This is a genomic window from Paenibacillus sp. LK1 (genome assembly GCF_002750415.1).
Taxonomy (GTDB): Bacteria; Bacillota; Bacilli; order Paenibacillales; family Paenibacillaceae; genus Paenibacillus; species Paenibacillus taichungensis.
Window position 1 is genome coordinate 163,498 of the sequence record NZ_PEII01000010.1, and the last position, 19,043, is coordinate 182,540.

At 46.9% G+C, this 19,043-nt stretch carries 19 protein-coding genes; 8 read left to right on the forward strand and 11 right to left on the reverse strand.

The window, feature by feature from the left end; all coding sequences use genetic code 11:
• Nucleotides 1-141: 141 nt before the first annotated feature.
• From CS562_RS21985 to CS562_RS22010, 6 genes are all read right to left on the reverse strand, one after another.
• The gene (locus tag CS562_RS21985; protein WP_148661829.1) at nucleotides 142-438 is read right to left on the reverse strand and encodes a winged helix-turn-helix transcriptional regulator; all 297 of its coding nucleotides are present in this window, start codon (nucleotides 436-438) and stop codon (nucleotides 142-144) included.
• A gap of 321 nt (nucleotides 439-759) precedes the next feature.
• Nucleotides 760-1,488 (reverse strand): ThuA domain-containing protein, encoded by a 729-nt coding sequence (locus CS562_RS21990; RefSeq protein ID WP_099858217.1) that lies wholly within the window; start codon nucleotides 1,486-1,488, stop codon nucleotides 760-762.
• Nucleotides 1,489-1,512: 24 nt separating this feature from the next.
• A complete protein-coding gene (locus CS562_RS21995; protein WP_024631039.1) occupies nucleotides 1,513-2,481 on the reverse strand; it encodes a sugar phosphate isomerase/epimerase family protein in 969 nt (322 codons plus the stop codon).
• A gap of 180 nt (nucleotides 2,482-2,661) precedes the next feature.
• A complete protein-coding gene (locus CS562_RS22000) occupies nucleotides 2,662-3,744 on the reverse strand; it encodes a Gfo/Idh/MocA family protein (protein WP_076291845.1) in 1,083 nt (360 codons plus the stop codon).
• Nucleotides 3,737-4,501: a sugar phosphate isomerase/epimerase family protein gene (locus tag CS562_RS22005; RefSeq protein WP_076291844.1), complete on the reverse strand. Its 765-nt coding sequence runs from the start codon at nucleotides 4,499-4,501 to the stop codon at nucleotides 3,737-3,739. Before CS562_RS22005 ends, CS562_RS22000 begins: the two co-directional genes overlap by 8 nt.
• A 27-nt stretch (nucleotides 4,502-4,528) precedes the next feature.
• Entirely contained in the window at nucleotides 4,529-5,641 is a 1,113-nt protein-coding gene (locus CS562_RS22010; protein WP_099858218.1) for a Gfo/Idh/MocA family protein, read from the reverse strand.
• Nucleotides 5,642-5,830: 189 nt separating this feature from the next.
• Here CS562_RS22010 and CS562_RS22015 point away from each other — a divergent pair, with 189 nt between their 5' ends.
• Nucleotides 5,831-6,649 (forward strand): AraC family transcriptional regulator, encoded by an 819-nt coding sequence (locus CS562_RS22015; RefSeq protein WP_099858219.1) that lies wholly within the window; start codon nucleotides 5,831-5,833, stop codon nucleotides 6,647-6,649.
• A 41-nt stretch (nucleotides 6,650-6,690) separates the two neighbouring features.
• Here CS562_RS22015 and CS562_RS22020 read toward each other — a convergent pair whose 3' ends face one another.
• Both CS562_RS22020 and CS562_RS22025 read right to left on the reverse strand, forming a co-directional pair.
• Nucleotides 6,691-7,005: a hypothetical protein gene (locus CS562_RS22020; protein WP_099858220.1), complete on the reverse strand. Its 315-nt coding sequence runs from the start codon at nucleotides 7,003-7,005 to the stop codon at nucleotides 6,691-6,693.
• An 83-nt stretch (nucleotides 7,006-7,088) separates the two neighbouring features.
• Nucleotides 7,089-8,027, reverse strand: a complete 939-nt coding sequence (locus CS562_RS22025; protein ID WP_099858221.1) for a Gfo/Idh/MocA family protein — start codon at nucleotides 8,025-8,027, stop codon at nucleotides 7,089-7,091.
• Between the two features lie 200 nt (nucleotides 8,028-8,227).
• Between CS562_RS22025 and CS562_RS22030 the strand changes: the two genes are divergently transcribed.
• Together CS562_RS22030 and msrA are read left to right on the forward strand one after the other, a co-directional pair.
• Entirely contained in the window at nucleotides 8,228-8,839 is a 612-nt protein-coding gene (locus CS562_RS22030; RefSeq protein ID WP_099858222.1) for a TVP38/TMEM64 family protein, read from the forward strand.
• Between the two features lie 128 nt (nucleotides 8,840-8,967).
• On the forward strand, nucleotides 8,968-9,930 hold the full coding sequence (msrA, locus tag CS562_RS22035) for a peptide-methionine (S)-S-oxide reductase MsrA (RefSeq protein WP_076291838.1): 963 nt from the start codon (nucleotides 8,968-8,970) through the stop codon (nucleotides 9,928-9,930).
• A gap of 328 nt (nucleotides 9,931-10,258) precedes the next feature.
• Here msrA and CS562_RS22040 read toward each other — a convergent pair whose 3' ends face one another.
• The gene (locus CS562_RS22040) at nucleotides 10,259-11,059 is read right to left on the reverse strand and encodes a lipid II flippase Amj family protein (RefSeq protein ID WP_099858223.1); all 801 of its coding nucleotides are present in this window, start codon (nucleotides 11,057-11,059) and stop codon (nucleotides 10,259-10,261) included.
• A 230-nt stretch (nucleotides 11,060-11,289) separates the two neighbouring features.
• On the opposite strand from CS562_RS22040, the gene CS562_RS22045 reads away from it, so the two are divergent.
• Nucleotides 11,290-11,763 (forward strand): DUF2188 domain-containing protein, encoded by a 474-nt coding sequence (locus CS562_RS22045; RefSeq protein WP_099858224.1) that lies wholly within the window; start codon nucleotides 11,290-11,292, stop codon nucleotides 11,761-11,763.
• Nucleotides 11,764-11,948: 185 nt separating this feature from the next.
• Here CS562_RS22045 and CS562_RS22050 read toward each other — a convergent pair whose 3' ends face one another.
• Nucleotides 11,949-12,671 carry a YitT family protein gene (locus CS562_RS22050; protein ID WP_076291835.1) on the reverse strand — a complete coding sequence of 241 codons (723 nt, stop codon included), beginning with the start codon at nucleotides 12,669-12,671 and terminating at the stop codon, nucleotides 11,949-11,951.
• A gap of 849 nt (nucleotides 12,672-13,520) precedes the next feature.
• Here CS562_RS22050 and CS562_RS22055 point away from each other — a divergent pair.
• The 4 genes from CS562_RS22055 to cysK all read left to right on the forward strand — a co-directional run bounded on the left by CS562_RS22055 (nucleotide 13,521) and on the right by cysK (nucleotide 16,805).
• On the forward strand, nucleotides 13,521-14,558 hold the full coding sequence (locus CS562_RS22055; RefSeq protein WP_099858225.1) for a nucleotide-binding protein: 1,038 nt from the start codon (nucleotides 13,521-13,523) through the stop codon (nucleotides 14,556-14,558).
• Nucleotides 14,555-14,788 carry a hypothetical protein gene (locus tag CS562_RS22060; RefSeq protein WP_064636670.1) on the forward strand — a complete coding sequence of 78 codons (234 nt, stop codon included), beginning with the start codon at nucleotides 14,555-14,557 and terminating at the stop codon, nucleotides 14,786-14,788. Before CS562_RS22055 ends, CS562_RS22060 begins: the two co-directional genes overlap by 4 nt.
• A 390-nt stretch (nucleotides 14,789-15,178) precedes the next feature.
• Complete coding sequence (locus tag CS562_RS22065; RefSeq protein WP_064636668.1) at nucleotides 15,179-15,565, forward strand: YhjD family protein; 387 nt, start codon at nucleotides 15,179-15,181, stop codon at nucleotides 15,563-15,565.
• A gap of 280 nt (nucleotides 15,566-15,845) precedes the next feature.
• Nucleotides 15,846-16,805: a cysteine synthase A gene (gene cysK / locus CS562_RS22070; RefSeq protein WP_218966747.1), complete on the forward strand. Its 960-nt coding sequence runs from the start codon at nucleotides 15,846-15,848 to the stop codon at nucleotides 16,803-16,805.
• A gap of 141 nt (nucleotides 16,806-16,946) precedes the next feature.
• On the opposite strand, the gene CS562_RS22075 is transcribed toward cysK, so the two are convergent.
• Nucleotides 16,947-18,911 (reverse strand): ATP-dependent DNA helicase, encoded by a 1,965-nt coding sequence (locus CS562_RS22075; RefSeq protein WP_257219578.1) that lies wholly within the window; start codon nucleotides 18,909-18,911, stop codon nucleotides 16,947-16,949.
• Nucleotides 18,912-19,043 lie beyond the last annotated feature (132 nt).

Sequence of the window (19,043 nt, forward strand, 5' to 3'; positions counted from 1 at the left end):
CCTGCGGCCATTTTATTTACAATTATACTACAACTCGCGACAACATGTGCAGGACCGTGAAGACAAAAACTCCTGATTTCCACTGGAAACCAAGAGCCTTTATCCCAACAGTTCACTTAGTTTGAGCCGGGGAAGCTGTTACTACTCAACCCACTGCTCTGCCCAGTCTTGAATTTGATTCATAACAGGCTGTAGCGCCTTGCCTTTCTCTGTCAGTTCATATTCAATACGAACTGGCGTCTCCGGATAGACATGACGGATCAGAATTCCTTCGCTTTCCAGATCTTTCATCCGTTCTGACAACATCTTATCACTCATGGATGGTATCAGGTTGGAGATATCCTTGAATCGCTTCGAACCACTCATCAACGTTTGAATAATCAGACCGTTCCAGCGCTTACCCAGAAAAGAAAACGCCGTCTCAAAGCGCGGACACATCCGCAAATCTTGGCCTTCCACATTAATCACCTCTTTAGAGATCACTCAACTTACGTTTAGTTAGTATATTTCATAATAACATATTTAAGTCTCAAAGAAAACGTCTGCCGCTAAAAAGTTAAATTTTTAGAGCATAACTCAACTTCGATGATACAACTCAGTATACATCACATGGGACAACGGAACCATGGGAAAATATCGTCTAACTCCCATGTAGCTATCTTACCCAAAAAGAACCCCGCTGCCACAGTCATACTTGACTTGGAGAAGGGTTCTCTGGTATATCGTTTATTTTATGCGTTCATACAGCCAATTTGCAGCTTAAACCAGCACGTTACCAAGGGATCTCACAGGCTCGCTGAAGCCAAATTCAGGCTTAACGTTGCGCGTAGGATATGCCCACTTCACTCCATTGCTGATCACTTTTAAAATTTCCGGATTATAGAAGGTCGGGTATGTTTCATGACCTGGACGGAAATAGAAGATTTTACCTGAACCGCGGAGGAATGTACATCCGCTCCGGAATACCTCTCCACCTTGGAAATTGCTTACAAACACCAGCTCATCCGGTACTGGAATATCGAAGAATTCCCCGTACATTTCTTCTTTTTCCAGAATTATCTTGCTGTTGATGCCCTCTGCAATCGGATGGGACGGATTCACACACCAGATAATCTCCTGCTCATTGGCTTCACGCCATTTCAGGTCACAACTTGTGCCCATCAGCGCTTTGAATGGCTTGGAGAAGTGACCGGAGTGCAGCACAATCAACCCCATACCATCCAGGACCCGCTGTGCAACCTTCTGTGTAATCTCGTCGCTCACACGATCATGCGCCATATGTCCCCACCATATAAGCACATCTGTAGAATTCAGCACCTCATCAGTTAATCCATGTTCAGGCTGATCCAGTGTTGCAGTCCGAATGGCAAAGCCTTCGCCTCCCAGTCCGTTTGCCAAAGCCATATGCAAACCGTCTGGGTAGACTTCCCTTACTTCATCGTGAATTTTCTCATGGACAAATTCATTCCAAATGGTGACGTTAATCATATTCAATTTCCCCCTAGTGTAACTCTAAACCCACCACATATCTCCCAGCGGCTCTTCAATCAATACTTGTTGGAGATTTTGCACAGCTTTAGAGAATCCTTCTTCTACCGACATCAGACCATCTTCGTGTTCAATACTTACGACATAATCATATCCAACCAGACGCAGAGCGCTAATAATATCAGCCCAAGTTTTGTTATCGTGACCATAACCGACCGAGCGGAATTGCCAAGCACGATCAAGCATGTTTGTATAATCCTGCATATCTGTTACACCATATTTGTTCACGTTAATTGGATCAATAGTTGTGTCTTTCGCATGGAAGTGATGAATCGCGCCTTCACGTCCCAGAATGTGGATTGCTTGCACCGGATCAATACCTTGCCACCACATGTGGCTTGGGTCCAAGTTAGCGCCAATCACTTCGCCTGCTGCTTCACGCAGTCTCAGCAAGGTAGCTGGTGTATGCACCGAGAACCCACCGTGCAGCTCCAGTCCCACTTTCACATTGTGATCTGCAGCGAACTTGCCCCACTCTGTCCAGTAAGGGATAACTTTGTTGTCCCATTGCCATTTAAGTACTTCCTGGAAGTCATTCGGCCATGGTGCAACAGGCCAGTTCGGATATTTGGCATCCTCATGGTCTCCGGGACAACCGGAGAATGTGTTTACAACAGGCACTTCCAGTTTCTCAGCCAGTTCTACCGTCTTAACGAAATCATCGTGGAATCCTTTTGCAATATCCTTTTGTGGATGAAGCGGGTTACCGTGACAGCTCAATGCGCTGATAGTCAGGCCACGGGATTCTACTGCATTTTTGAAGTTTTTCAATGCTGTCGGATTGCTCAGAAGCTCATCGGGTTTACAATGAGCATTACCTGGATGTCCACCAGTTCCGATTTCTACTGCTTTCAAGCCCTTGGATGCAACATAGTCGAGTGCATCCTCCAATTTACGTCCTCCGAATAGTACCAAAAATACGCCGAGTTTCAAGTGCGATTCCTCCCTAGATTAAATATCATATTATTTGCTGGTTTTATGAACCATGAACTGCCTAAAAATACCGTTCAGATCACATGATTGTATCGTTATTGTGGAAAATCAAGAGCTATTCTATCCTGAAATTAAACGTAAGAATACTGGTTATTTCATTGGAAATGATATCTGGTCGGTTTAGTCGAAATAAACCGCTTTGCCTGTCTGAGCAGACTCGTAGATCGCTTCAAGGATCTGAGTAACCACGATGGCTTGTTCAGGTTTTACAACTGGATCTTTGTCTTCAATGATCGCTTCAAGCCACATTCTAGCTTCACGATCCGCTTCATTTTCTGCACTACCAGAATAAAAAGCAACTCCACCTGCATCCAGATCTACCTTAGTTTCAAACAGACGGCTGCGTTTCTCGCCATTGATACGCAGACCATCCTTCATATCCGCGCCACCTTCTGTTCCGCAAAGCAGTGATTTGGCTTCGCCGAACTCAGCAACATTCAGTGCCCAGCTGGACTCGATAATAATTGTAGCCCCATTCTCCATCGTCACAAAGCCGAATGCAGAATCCTCTACCTTGAATTGTTCCGGGTCCCACGGACCAAAAGCATTGGCCGCATTCTCACGTTGACCCAGCTTGTGGAACGTTGAGCCCATTACACTCTTCGGTTTGTAATTATCCATCAACCAAAGAGTCAGGTCCAGCGCATGTGTACCGATATCAATCAACGGCCCTCCGCCCTGCTTTTCCTCATCAAGAAACACACCCCAGGTAGGTACAGCACGGCGGCGAAGTGCAATTGCCTTACCGAAATAAATATCGCCCAGCTCGCCTTCTTCACACATTTGTTTCAGGTATTGGCTATCATTGCGGAATCGGTTCTGATACGCAATGGACAACTTTTTGCCTGTACGTTGTGCGGCTTCCAGCATAGCCTGCGCTTGTGCAGACGTCTTCGCCATTGGCTTTTCACACATTACATGTTTGCCCGCCTCAAGAGAAGCGACAGTGATCACGGAGTGGGAGTCGTTTGGTGTACACACGTGTACCACATCAATGCTTTCATCCTTCAGCATCTCGTTATAATCCGTATATACTTTGGCTCCCTCAGCACCGAATTCAGCTGCTGCCTCCTCCGCACGTTCTTTCACAATGTCGCAGAAAGCGACCATACGGCCCTGAGATTGTTTGGACAGGCTGGGCATATGTTTACCTTTGGCGATTCCGCCACAACCTACGATGGCGATATTAAGTACTTTAGACATGAACAAGTCCTCCATTAGCGGCATATTTTCTAATCCAGTTCATACTGCTCTCGATGCTTTGCAGTGGAGGATTCTGACATACATCCTGCTCCACAACAAGCCACTCGGCTCCCGCCTGATCTGACGCTGTAGCTACAGCCCCCAGATCTACCTCACCTTGACCGAATTCCACTGTAAGGACTTGACCTTCTGAACGGCGCATGTCTTTCCAGTGGACCAGTGGCAGACGTCCCGCATACTTCGCGATGACTTCCGTTGGCGGGTATCCTGCGGCGTGAGCCCAACACGAATCCAACTCCACTTGCAGATGGGAAGCGGTTACGGTATCATACATCGCGTATAACGCCGGCTGCCCCTCAACCTGCTCTGTAAATTCAAAATCATGATTGTGATACATTAACACCATATCCTGCGCTGCACATTTCTCACCAATATCATTCAGGGAAGCAAATACGTTATCCCACTGCCTTTGTTCTTCCGACAGATAAGGAACAATCAGGTTTTTGTTTCCGATGGCTTTGTGATAAGCGATCACGCCATCAAGATCCTCAAGCAGACTATTGTACTGAACATGGGTACCCACAATCTCCAGACCGAATTCATCCAGAATGGCCCTTACTTCTTCCGGGCTATGTCCGTAAAAGTTATGGAACTCTACGCCTTGATATCCAAGCTCTGCAACCTTAGCGAGTGTACCTTTGAAATCGCGTTCCAGTTCATCACGTACCGTATATAGCTGTAATCCAACCTTCAACATTTACCGGTTCACCTCATCCGAGATCAATTAGTGTGACTGTACAGCCTCTGACTGATTTTCATCTGTATTGTTTTTTGCTCCTGCTTGATAAGTGCTCTCCATTTGGATGTGTTTGCCCTCAAGCGAGGAGCGCTGGAACGCATGCATAGCTTCAAGCACATGGTAGGCGAGCTTACCGCTGGCCTTGTGTTCGCGTCCGGCTCGAATGGATTCAACCATTTCGGTAACGCCGATTCCGCGCTCGTTCTGTCTGCTTTCAAAAGCAGGCGTCACAGTCTCCCATGTGTCCTGACCGAATCTGCGCAGCTTCACTTCCCCGTTAAAAAAGTTGGGATCCGGTATGCTCATCGTACCTTCGGTACCGTAGATTTCAATCCGTGGCAAATCCGAAGTACCCCGGATATCGAAGCTGGTGATCATGGTTGCAATGGCACCTTCCTCAAAATCAATCGTTCCTGCCAAGTGTGTTGGCGTCTGTACCTCAATAGGTGTACCTTCCTTCGGCCCGGAACCAATAACGCGATCTGTGATCTGTACACCTGCTGAGGAACTGATTCTGCGAATCGGTCCAAGAAGGGTGATCAGCGCGGTCAAATAGTAAGGCCCCATATCAAACATCGGTCCGCCACCAGCGACATAAAAGAACTCCGGATTCGGATGCCAAGCTTCCGGCCCTCCACCCATGAAGAATGAAGTTGCCGCAATCGGTTTACCGATCAGTCCTTCTTCAATAGCCTTGCGGGCAGTCTGAATGCCTGATCCAAGGAATGTATCCGGTGCTGAACCAACATACAATCCTTTTTCCTCAGCCAGTTCGATTACCTTGCGACCATCCTCAAGAGAGATTGCCAACGGTTTCTCGGCATACACATGTTTGCCTGCTTCAAGCACAGCCAGATCAGTCATGGCATGACTGCCAGGAACCGTGAGGTTTAGCACAAGCTCAATTTCGTTATCTTGCAGCAACTCATCTACATTGTAAACGTTTGCGATATTGAATTCATCAGCTCGTTCTTGTGCCCGTTCACGGATCAAATCCGCAACAGCCACCACTTCAATGAGAGGATTATCTTTAAAATTCTCAAGATAAATGGCGCTAATGTTACCGCAACCAATAATGCCCGCTTTCATTTTCTCCACAGTGATGTTCATCTCCTTATGAATGGTGAGAACCTGTAAATTTGCATATTTGTAATTGAAGGTTTTACGCTTAAGTGTTGCACTTGAATTTAATACTATGGTATTCCGTTTCGGCTTCAATTAAAATGAATAATATGATCGAAACATGAACTATCTGGTCATAATTTTCAAATTGCAAGGAGTATGCCAATGCCGACTGATTATTCCTGCCAGGTTCTTACAGCAGGCTTCTCGTTTCATCGCAAACCTTATATAGGCTTGCACCCTGAGGGAGTAAAGAATTACTTGTTGAGGCTCCAGACGGACGGACGTTGTCGAGCCCGTGTAGACGGCGAGATGTCGCTTGTTGATGCGGGTGATCTGCTTCTGTTTAGTCCAGATGAGCCGTATGAACTAAGAATAGACAAAGAGCAAAATCCGATGGGCGAACGACTTGTGGAGAGTGGTGATTACCATATTTTCTTCAATGGGGACTGGGTGGATGAGTGGTGGAAACATCACAAGAGGCCGAACCGGATCAAGGTGCAGCTAACCGAAAGCCTGCTTACCCTGTTTCGTCAGCTCGTACTGGAGCAGCGCCGTATTTCCAATCCTTATCCTGAAATCGCCAGTTATTATATGCGAATTCTTTGTCTTGAAGTGGATCGTATGCTCTCGGAGCATCCGACGATTACTAATACCAACTATGTGGCATATGAGATTAAAAGTTACATCGAGGAAAACGCTTCTTCTCTATTCAAGCTTGAAGATATAGCTACCCATATTGGAATCAGTGTATCAAGGGGAGTTCATCTCTTCAAAGAAGCGTTTGGTAAAAGTATTATGCAATATACACTGGATGTACGACTGAACATGGCCAGGGAACGGATCATTTTTAGTCCAATGACACTCGAACATGTAGCCGAATCTTCCGGCTTTAACAATTATACGTATTTCCACCGGGTATTCCGCTCCCGGTTCGGAATGTCGCCCAAGGAATTCCGCGTCATTCACCGGGAACAGATGTAATCGCTTCATTAATACGTATACGTATTATTCGTAACCGAAACTTATTTGCGCTTGGCAATCGCCTCGGATACAACCATAGCCAGATCTTCATTGCCAAACATGGATAACACGCCCAATACAGTGTCGTCCGGAATGTCACCGGCTTCCTCCTTGGATACAACTAGCTTCAGCACCTGCTGCAAACGCTCGTTGCTCAGTTGTTCCGGGTAGGCTTGCTGGTACATCTCTTCCGGATCCAGTCCATGATTGACACACCACTGGGCAAATACCAGAATCATCATTTCCTCTTCCTGTTTATACGTCTCAATTACAGCTTCCTCAATCTGTTTGTTGCGTTCTTTTTCATATTCATCCATGGTATTATACTTCCTCCAATATCGTTTAATGAATCATTGGTGCGGAAGGCTTCATTCACACTCCCGCACGACCTTCTTCAAGATTAACCGCGAATAAGCTGTTCGGCCAGGTCATGACTGTCCATGACATGACTTGCACTGATGGCACAGTCATCCGGGGTTTCAAGATTTGCCAAGAATTGATCAATTGCTCCTGTGAATCCTCTTCGGGTCAAAATACTTTCCCAGCTGCCAAAGGTTTCCTTGCGTTCCTGTGCACCACGTTCCTCATACTTCGCTATTTCCATGTTCAGCACTTCTACCGATCTTCCCCCGCCATACAGCTCAAGCTTCTCCAGATTCGCTCCTGCTTGGCGTACCATATCGAATCTGCCAAATGCCGTTTTGCCCAGCTTGGCTGATCCAGCCGCATGCAACAGTCGGTCCAGATCATTTTTACGTATCCACTGATGGAGCAGCTGCACATTGTGATCCGAATACCATAACATCAGGTCAAGGATATGAATGAGATCATCATAGATGGTTTCTGCAGCGGAACGATCCTGAATTCCTGTCCGATGTTTAGTAACTGTCAGCGATTCAAAACCCTGTCCAGCCTGCATCCATTCCTTCGCATTTTGATACAACGGTGCAAATCTCCGGTTAAAACCTACCGCCAAAAGAAGACCCTGTGCTTCAGCAAATGCGGTCATTTCTTCCGACTCCCTTAACGTATAGGACAGCGGTTTGTCCACGTATACTGCCAGCCCGCGCTCCAAACATTGCATAACGATGTCAAAATGAGCTTCTGTCGCTGTATGTACAAACACCGCATCCAGATCCCAGGACAACAATGCTTTTATGTCCGTTGTTCCATTGTTCAATCTATAGGTATGCTGTATTTCCTTCACCGGCTCGGGAGAACGGTTCATAATCCCCGTAATTTCCACGTTAGCGTGGGCAGTCAACAGCGGCAAATATACTTTACGTGCAATATCCCCGAGTCCGATGATCGCAGCACGGGTTCGCTTGGTTGTTTCCATTATGATCATTCCACCTTCAGATGAGTTCTATATTTCTACGTCCTATAGTGTAACCCTTCAGACAGCAACATGCCAGTGATTGCAGCTAGAACCGGCACGAATTGTCCATCCTTTGGTTGAACGTGGTAAACTTTAGAGAGATAGTAATACGGGTTGGGATACGGTAAGACCTTCCTGGTCTGAAAGGAGCGTTTGGGATTTTGCGAAAATGGTTATGGCTCCTCTTATATGTTTTAGTTGCCGGAGTCACGTTTATTTACAGATATGAACTACTGGCCTGGACCGATCTGCATCAGTCCATACCACTTTTACTCGCCATGGCGACGTTGTTTGCTCTTGTACCCGTAATTCCGTACAAAATCGTCATTATTGCCTTTGGCTACAGTTACGGCACTGCAACAGCAGCCTGGATATGCTGGCTTGGAACCACATTTGCTGCACTGCTGGTATACACTGGAGCAAGAACGATATTCCGAAATCAGGCCAGAACCTATCTTGAACGCATTCGAGGTTTGAATCGATTTACGACATGGATGGAGGCTCATCCCTTCATGGGTATCATGTCTATGCGGCTGCTGCCCATCGTGCCCCAAATGGCGGTTAATATCTATGCGGGCATTACCTACACCCCATTCTGGGTGTTCATAGTTGCGACAGCGATTGGCAAATTGCCTGCGATTTTTGTTTTTGCCTATGTGGGTGCACAAGCAGAATCATCAATCTGGGTGAGCCTGTTAATCCTTGCCGGTTATCTCGTGTTCATGACGATAATATTGCTCTTGTTTCGCTTACGCTCTCGTAAAAAAGTCTAAGTCGAAACAGTCAGAAACATTTCAGACTCATCCTCTTTACGATCCTGCTTGGTTGGCTTGCCAATTCGGGATATAATAGAAGAGTAAGCCAAAATATCATTCTTCATCAGAAATGGAGTGACTATAGCATGGAACAACATACTAGTGAAAAAGCAACTTTTGCAGGCGGGTGCTTCTGGTGTATGGTATCCCCCTTCGAGGAACTACCCGGTATTCATAAGATTGTATCGGGATATACAGGAGGACATACGGAGAACCCAACATATGAGGAGGTCTGCTCGGAAACGACAGGTCACGTAGAGGCCGTTCAAATTACATTCGACCCTGCCATCTTCCCATATGAGAAACTCATTGAATTGTTCTGGCAACAGATCGACCCAACAGATACGGGTGGACAATTCCATGACCGTGGATCATCTTATCAGACAGCCATCTTCTATCATAGTGAAGAACAACGCCAGATCGCAGAAGCTTCCAAAGCAGCTTTGGCACAAAGCGGACGTTTTGACAAACCAATCTTCACACCGATTTTGCCAGCGAAAACGTTCTATGAAGCAGAGGAGCATCACCAAGGTTACCATCACAAAAACCCAGCGCACTACAAACGGTACCGTAAAGGTTCTGGACGTGAAGACTTTATCGAACGCAACTGGTCCGGCAAAGTGGATAAAGACGGCCTGAAGGAGCGTCTGACGCCGCTGCAATATGAGGTTACCCAAAACAACGCAACCGAACCAGCGTTCCATAACGAGTTCTGGGATCACCACGGTGACGGAATTTACGTTGACATCGTATCCGGTGAGCCACTGTTCAGTTCCACCGACAAATACGATTCAGGCTGCGGCTGGCCAAGCTTCACCCGTCCACTACGTGACTACAATGTGAAGGAAAAAACGGATCTCAGCCACTTCATGATTCGTACCGAAGTGAGAAGTCGTGAAGGGGATTCCCATCTGGGTCACCTGTTCAATGATGGCCCTGCCGAAGCTGGTGGAATGCGTTATTGTATCAATTCCGCAGCCCTTCGTTTTGTACCCAAAGAAGATCTTGAAAAAGAAGGATATGCCGAATACGCGGTACTGTTTAATTAAGTAATGGTTCATTGAAGTACGTATTTAAGAAGCGCTAGCGAATCGATCGCATCTTAAGAGGACAATTCACTTGGAATGCTAATTTTAACGAATTTCAGTCACGTTATTCCGGTGAAACCGCGGAACAGCCTGAAGCAGCACATGTAAAGCGATGACATAATGTCTCTACGACTCGTTAAACCGCAGACTTGAGGGAACTGGAGCTATTAACTTGTGCTCCGTTCGTTAGACATTAAGTAAGACTAAAAAAGGGACTTCCCGTCATCTTCATGACGCATGGGAAGTCCCCTTTTTATTTTTCTTTTGTTGTATATAGATTGGAATTAGCTTACATCATACTCACAATCCAGCCGATCCAGTAGGCAAATGGAATCAATAACAACTGAGCCAACAATGTGCCAAATAAACGGGATACAAGCATACAGCCATAGATCTGATTCATTCGATCCAGCCGGATTTCACCGCGCAGAGATTTGTCACTGAGCAACGAAATGCGAGGATCAATCAGAATGGTTAACAGAATGGTTGCTACTCCATTAATGAGTCCTGTGGATTGCGAAGCAGCTACAGCCTGCCCCGGATAAAGATACGCAGCGTACAGACTGGACAGAACTCCAGTCGTATAGATCGCTGTCACCGCTTTGTTCAACGTCATTAGACGTCTGGGCATTCCATTGTGTACCAATAGCTTTGCCATTTTCCATGATGGCGGGGTAATGTAATACATCGCATTTTTGAACTTGCTGCGCTTCAGCAGACCTCGAATCATGGATGGAATCGATCCTGCCGCCTCAAAATGAACGACCATTCGGGAAGCGAGCTTAACCATCGTTGGAAAACTTAGAATAGCCAGGGCTGTTCCTATCGTAGCCGCACCCATTAGCCAGTGCAATTGCGCTGCAAAGTGTGGATTCCCTCCATTCGTTGCCGTATCCACGAGATTACCTACCATCGGCCCTTGGGCCATATTGGAGGTACGCGACACCAGCAGCAAAATTCCAGACAGGGACAAGGCCAGCGCGATTCTGCGAGTACGTAATCCCCCAAGGCGCAGCGCATAGGACAGACTGTCAGCGGCATGAATAAGCATCGTAAACAACATAGGAATGGCTAGGCTCAAACTAAACATATGTAAATCTCCTTATCTTTTTCTTTTTCCTAATGGGCTTCTATTGTAATTTCAAGTATGGAAGCATTATACTCCTCATCCATATAAAAGTATAGAAAAGGGCAGAGAAGCTAAACAGTAGAATGCACCAAAACTACAGCGTGTGCTTCAAGGTTCTCCACAATAATCGTTTATTCATCCGGGTACAGGGTAATATACAAATAACTTATATTGTACAGGAGGGAATCAATATGCCGTGGAACAAACAGGATTATCCCGTTTCCATGAAAAATCTGGAGCCTCGTGTCAGACATAAGGCCATTGAAATTGCCAATGCACTGCTGGATGACGGTTATGAGGAAGGACGCTCCATTGCGATCGCTACTGCCAAAGCGGAAGAATGGGATGAGAACCATCCCACATCGAAGCATTCGAAGCAGGGTACGAAACAACCTTCATCAGACAGCAAATCAGAACATGGAAAATCTTCATCTCCACGCCGTCATTCCGAACCTGTCTCTTCTTCCAAAAGCCATGATAATATTCATGTGGTTCCTACCGACTCTGGCTGGGCCATCAAGGAAGAAGGTCAATCCAAATCTCTGGCTACGTTCCGAACCAAAGCCGAAGCTGTGGATGCTGCCAAAGAAAAGAGTGAAAAACAGAACATTCGGGCTATTATCCATAATGAAGATGGACAAATTGCCTCTTCCATTAAGCCTTAAGTGAATCTGTTCTAAAATAGGATATATCGTGAATGTATTACGTTAATTTTTTTAGGCAAGCAAAAAAGCCCTTTCGCCGCTAATGGAATGATTCCCATCAAGCATGCAAAAGGGCTTTGTGTGTGGTATGAGGCAAGCCCACCTTATTCAAACAAATTTCATTTCGAATAGGGTGGTCGTTACGTTTAATGCGAAACCCCTCTAGCCACTGGAACTCGTTGTGAAGCACCGCTGACTACTTTGGCTGCAGTCGACACGGGCAGTTTCACAGCTGAAGTGGTAACCGTCCGGCGAGCCGGGAAACTGACCATGTACGTAATCACTTTACTGGCAATCCATACGGCCAGAATGGTATATAAAGTTTCTTTTACCGGTAGAAAGAAAAGCGACAATCCGAGTACAAACGCATCGCTGACAAAGAAAACCGTTCCCAGCTTCCAGCCCTTCCAACGGCTAATGAGCACCGCCAGAATGTCATCTCCACCTGTCGCTCCTCCGAATCGTAGCACCATGCCAGCTCCCACGCCGGTAATAACACCGGACAGGACTGCCGGAATCCACAGATTACCATGAAACGGAATGACCAGGGTAGAGTACCGCTCAAACCCGTCATAGAACAATGAGAATGCGGCCACACCCAGCAGCGCCTGAATCATGAATTTCCAGCCCTTGAGGAACCAGGCCAGAATCATGACTGGAATATCCAGCAGCAGCATGCCGATTGCAGGTGATAAGCCTGTCGCGTACTTTCCAAGCAGGGCCAGACCGACAAATCCGCCCTCCGATAAATGATTCTGAAAATTAATGTGATAGTAGGCAAATGCCAAAATAAATGTTCCGAGCAGCATAATGGCGAACTTTCCCGCCTCGGTCTTAACTTGTTGTAAGGTTAACGATGTTCTCTTCATTCAGGTTCCCTCGCAGTTTGTAAAGGTTGGTTTGCACCGACCGTACCCTGCAAAAGGCAAGCCTGGAAGAAATCATCGTATTTGTCCTTCGAATATTATTCATTCCAATCCCCTCTTTCGCAGAGTCAGCCGTTTTTTTCTTTACGGTGGTGTACTCTACAAGGGGCGCTAAGTGTAAGAGAGATCGTAACGTTTCCAGATCGTCCTTGGGGAGATTATCCTTCGGGAACTCATGGTATCCTGATCCTTTCTGTCTGTTGGTGGTTAGCTATGCTTGGTTAAACGTATACTTTCCACTAATCACTTCGATTGTAGCACCCTCTTCCGATCGCTGTTATCCCCGGATTTTTTTGATTCCCTTTTTCTAAGGGAAAAATCCTGTGATAAAGGCGAACACTTCGTTTCTTCAGACGGGTCTACACTCTCCGTTACCGTGTAAAGATTTAGTTTAAACATCAAAGCTAACTTGCTTGTTCTTCTATTATATAACACCGATGTGATTGGGTCGAAACAGCAGACCCTTCAAATATGCGCAAAAAGCACACTCTGGCCTGCATAAGCCGTCAAACAGCCACACCAGGACAAGCTTCTCTAACTAATGGTGCTACCTGCTCCTTCATTCTATGACTGAAGCTTCCAAATATAACTATCCAGTCACCCAACTGTGACAATTTGGGTCCATTTTTTATTTTTCCGCGGATTTTAAAGGAATCATTTCCCTCTTGCACATACACTATAGCAAATGTAATCGGCTTATCTTGGTCCAGCTAAACGTTTCCAGACTTACTCTGCTGTTTATGGTATAATATAACAATTGATTCCCACTACCCGTTTAAGCGAGGCGGATTAATGAAAACGTTAAAGCCAAGAGTCTTTATTGGCTGCTCGCTGGAAGCGAAGCCGATTGCAGCCGCAGTACACGAAAACTTGCGTTTCTCGGCCGAAGTTACCCCTTGGTACTCCGGAGTTTTTAATCCAAGCAGTTATACCATGGACGATTTGGAAACAGAAGTGCGTACGACTGACTTTGCCATTTTTATTTTTCATCCGGATGATATATCGAAAATTCGCGGGAAGTACTATGCCTCTGTCCGTGATAATACAATGCTGGAAATGGGTTTGTTTATGGGTCGGCTAGGACGAAAGCGTATTTTTTTCATTCTCCCTGAAGATATTACGGACATCAAAGACGCTTCCAAGATCGAAGGTTTACGCATGCCTACAGACCTGCTGGGATTAAATCCACTCGTTTATGAAATTCGTTCAGACGGGAAATGGGCGCCAGCCGTCTCGGTGGCCTGTTCCAAAATCGCATACAGCATCGAAGAACAGGGACGATGGAGCGATCCCGAAGTGGAAAAAATCATCGAGAAACATAAAAGGTCTGAGGGCGAAGCCCGATTACAGTTGCTCAAGCTGCTGCGATTCTTCAGGGAGTTACTGCGTACCCGCAAAGCAGATTCGGTTATGTTGGAGCGAATGAGCGATGCACTTCGAAGTGCATTTGTATCCCTTCCTCCATTTGCCGTGCGTGGAACTGCCATATACCGTACAGATGACAGTGGTCATATTGAACAATTATGTGGTAATGTTGGGGAACCGGGGAGAAAATATAACTTGTCCGCCAACGACGACAAACAGCCTGATGATCCGAAGCGAATTCTGGTTATTGATTCTTACCGGGAGAACAAAATCAAGATCAATCTCTACGACGACTACCTTGAGAAAGAGTATCTGCTATGCTATCCTGTAGCCAAGAGGTATGTAATCACAGTCCATATTATTGGACATATTGAAGCGGATGAGGCGATATTTCAGCAGATGGATTTGGAGAATCGTCATCTGTTCAACGCCATCAACGATTTGTTAGGAGGCGAACCGGAATGAAACCGGAAACGAAAAAAATAAGCAAGCGCTGGGGCAGCGAGAAAAAGGTACGCCTCAGTTCTGCGCCCGAATCATCACGACCGGTTCCGGAACCCAAGGAAGAAGATCGTTTCCACAAACCGGCCGTACCGCTGACTACGATTGGCCCTTCACTGAAGGGTAAGGAAAGACCTTACAAAGTGATTCTGGAAAAAGAGGCTCTTTATGAGAAGCCTCAGTATCTGGCTTAACCGCTTTATGCTCATATACAACTCTGCCGTCTGGTTCGGCAGATCATCTGGCCCCGCCTCCCAAGGCAGGGGCTTTTTTGTTGCAACACTTTGACAACTCTTACTAACCTTCGCTAGTACCAACCAAAAGCTCTTCATCTCTTTCTCTGATGCATTAAGTCGTTTTCTTTATGCCCTTAGGTTTCCTGCAAAACCCAAATATTATACCTTATTTTGGAGAAGGCCTGTCCCTATTTCATCGCCTACAACCTCAGCATAAACCGAATATGGGCTACTTCCAATATTTCTCGGTTGTATTGTGTATCAGCATTGCATATATTGATTATAATATAAGAACATACGTTCTGTAAATAAGAACATGTCCGAATTCAAGGTTAAGGAAGTGAAAGTATGTCATCATCCCCTTCCGCCCCATCCCCTGCGGATGAAGACCACCGATTGATTAAAAGCATGGTTGTACGCACTCTGCTGCTGGATGTGCTTGAACGGGATATTCGCACACTGGATACGTTGCAGCTCAAAATGCCAGAGGTGTACATTCTGTCTCTAACCCGCATTCAAAATGATGTACTTAAGGAAATGCTGACGCTTCGCAAACAGATGAGAACTCGTGGCGTCAAGGTTCTGGAGGAGAAACGGCAAGTTGATGGAATCGAAACCCAGTATCTGTGCAGAGGATATTTACAGCGCTTCTATATGCTGTGGACGTTCGCACGGAATGAAGTCAAAAAAGAGCTTAGTCGGCATCTGGATATGGACTTGACCCAGCCGTTATAGCTGATTCATCTGCTTAATGTACCCGTCATCGTTTGAATTCACAACTCTTAGTCCACTTAGTTCGCTTACTCCTCAGAATCCTCACCCTTCTGCCTAATCGAAACAGGTTGACCCCAGGAGGCTGCGTTCATTAAGATGGAATAGACATGTCTGTACATTCCGTTCAGACTTGCAATGAAAATGGATTCCTATAAGCAACAAGCCTGCCTGCCATTAACGGCGGACAGACTTGTTCATTGGAATTGCTTTCAATGTCTTATCAATCAAGGAGTTGTACTTCATGGACTTGAATTCGCATTTAATTAAAAATCAAAAACCCGCACATACAGGCATTGCCGCAGATGTTACCGAACTGATCGGCCAGACACCTGCCGTCAGACTGAACCGACTTACAGGCAGCGATTCCGCTGACGTATACGTTAAGCTGGAATATTTCAACCCCAGCGGCAGCGTCAAAGACCGTGCCGCCTATAACCTGATCGTTCAGGCTGAACGGGCAGGAGTGCTGCTTCCCGGCGCAACCATTATCGAACCGACCAGCGGCAATACCGGCATCGGTCTTGCGATGAATGCTGCTGCCAAGGGATATAAGGCCATTCTGATCATGCCGGACAACATGTCCAAGGAACGCATCAACATCCTGAAAGCCTATGGTGCAGATGTCGTACTTACCCCTGCTGCGGAACGGATGCCTGGTGCGATTCGCAAGGCCAAAGAGCTTCAGGCCGACATTCCAGGAAGTTTCATTCCCCAGCAATTTGAGAACCAGGCGAACCCGGACATCCACCGGATCACCACGGCTCCCGAAATTATGCAGCAGATGGAAGGCAAGCTGGACGCCTTCATTGCCACAGCGGGAACTGGCGGTACAATTACCGGAACGGGAGAAGAACTGCGCAAGCAGCTGCCGAACATTCGCATCTATGCGGTAGAGCCGAAAGGTTCACCTGTGCTGTCCGGTGGCGAGCCCGGACCCCACAAGCTCGTCGGTACAAGTCCGGGATTCATTCCGGACATTCTGAATACCGACGTGTGGGATGCCATTATCCAGGTGTCCGATGAGGATGCACTGGATACGATGCGGCAGCTTGCTGCCCGGGAAGGGCTGCTGCTCGGCCCTTCCTCTGGCGCTTCGGTGTGGGCCTCCCTTCGCATCGCAAAGGAACTGGGGCCGGGTCACCGAGTGCTCTGCATTGCGCCCGATACCGGGGAACGGTATTTAAGCATGGGTATTTTTTAACAAAGAAAAACTCTTACACAAGTTAAAGGCTCCCCTCCAAAATGAGCGCTTGATCACAGCTGCACGTTGAATCCGCAGCGTACAAGTACTTATTCTTGAAAGGGAGCCAGTTAAGTTAAATATTCTAAATATGAATGTGAACTAGTGTGTCAGGGTTGTCCATTCTACACCTTCGGGAAGCAGAGCCGCAATGCGGTCTTTGGCTTCCTTTTTGCTGTACAACGATTCATCGAGAATCGCGGCGGTACCCGAATCACTGCTGGTCCGAATCAAACGTCCCAGACCTTGCTTCACGCGCAGCAACATGTATGGAAGATCGATCTCTTCATAAGGTGCCGCTGATGCTGTGCGTTTTGCATTAAATACAGGGTCCTGTGGTGGATACGGGAGCGACCAGATCATGACATTGGATAATGACGGTCCTGGAACGTCCAGACCTTCCCACAGATTGACGGAGCATAGCACACTTTCCTCATCCTCCTGGAAAGCGGCAATCAGGTCACTAATCTCCCGATCTCCCTCATACATAAAACGTAACCCTTGAGCCTCAGGGACATGAACGATGTCCTGCTTGAATGCACGCAGCTCCTCCATCGTACGGAACAGAATCAGGGCACGGCCCCCACTCTCCTGAAGCAGCGTCACGGCGTCACGCAACCGATTCTCATTTTCCGGGTGACCAGGTACGGTTTCATCGGTAATCTTCATCTGCATTTTGTCCGCGTAGTCATATGGAGAAGCCACGGAGAACGATACAAAATCATCAATCCCCAGACTGTCTGCCACATAACGGAATGAACTGTCCACAGATAACGTTGCCGATGAGAAGACAATTGGAATGCCTGTATTGAACACACGCTCGTTCAGAATTTCCTTCACGGTACGCGGCATGATCGATAAGGTTGTCTCGTCTTCGCTCTCTTCAGCCCAGCAGATGTACCCATCTTCCTTACGGAACAACGCAAGGGCAGACTGAATCATGTCCAGATGTTCTTCCACTACACGCATCTGATAGCCATCCAGCGAGAACAATCCGCTCTCAAATACCAATTCTTCGCCAATCGCATCCAATACGCTGGTCAGACGTTCAATCTCACGCAGCAGCGGCGGTTCTACCCGCACTTCTTTCCGTTCCGATCCCGGAATGGCTACCGTATACGTATCCAGCAGCGCAAACAATCGTTCACTGCTCTCAATCGCTTCATCCACACGCTCCGCGAGGGATTCACGAATCTCGCCTTCAAGCAGACGAGTCACCAGTTCCTCGAAGATGCGGTGTTTCAGTTTGTAGCTCAGTGCATTCAAGGCCGCTTCTTCCAGCAAATGTCCTTCGTCAAATACAACCGAACTGTGGTCAGGCAGCAGGGGCAGTTGGCCCTCGCGTTTGCGCGCTTCATAGGTCCACACATGCTCCATGTAGTAATCATGGGAACAGATGATAATGTCCTTGGAACGACGGTAATGGTCACGAGATAGCGTCAGACCACAGCGTTGACGTTTGGGACAAACAAAGCAGTCTTGAAAAGGGTCCCAGTTAATTTTATTCCACTGGCGATCATTCAGATGTGGATACTGTTTGCGGTCACCATACGGATGGAAGGCCTGAAGCGTACCCGGCGTATTCACAAAATCCGGAAGGCTCTCATGCACTTCTTCAATGACAGGCGCATCCTCATCCGCAAATCTCATCGCACTTAATTTATTCAGACAGACGTATTGGTCAGGTGACTTGCCCAGACGTGCGTCTACTTCCAAGTCCAGATGTGCAGCCAGCTTTGCAATATCTCCGCCCGGCTTCACGAGCTGTTCAATCAAGGACTCATCTGCACAGGCAATCACCGCCGGTTTCCCCGTATAACGTGCATAACAGACCGCATAGAGCAGATAGACTAATGTCTTTCCTGTTCCCACACCAGCCTCAGCCATAATGGTCTTTTTATCTCCATAGGCCCGTTCAAGCTGGTACGCCATAAAAATCTGTTCATCTCGTACCTCGAAGCCGGACTCAGGCAAAATATCGTAAAAAACATCGGCAACCCATTCCCCTAAACGGGTTACAAAGGGCTCTGCCGGATCATATGCAAAAGGATAACGTTGTGTAGACAATCCTAAGTCAGCCTCCATTCTTCTATAAGTGGTGCATTTTTATCTAAAAACCGTCCATAGGGCAAAAGTTAATTATCCCACGCCATGAGGTGGGTGACAAGCTTTTTTTGCGAAATTTTATGTATAGAACCG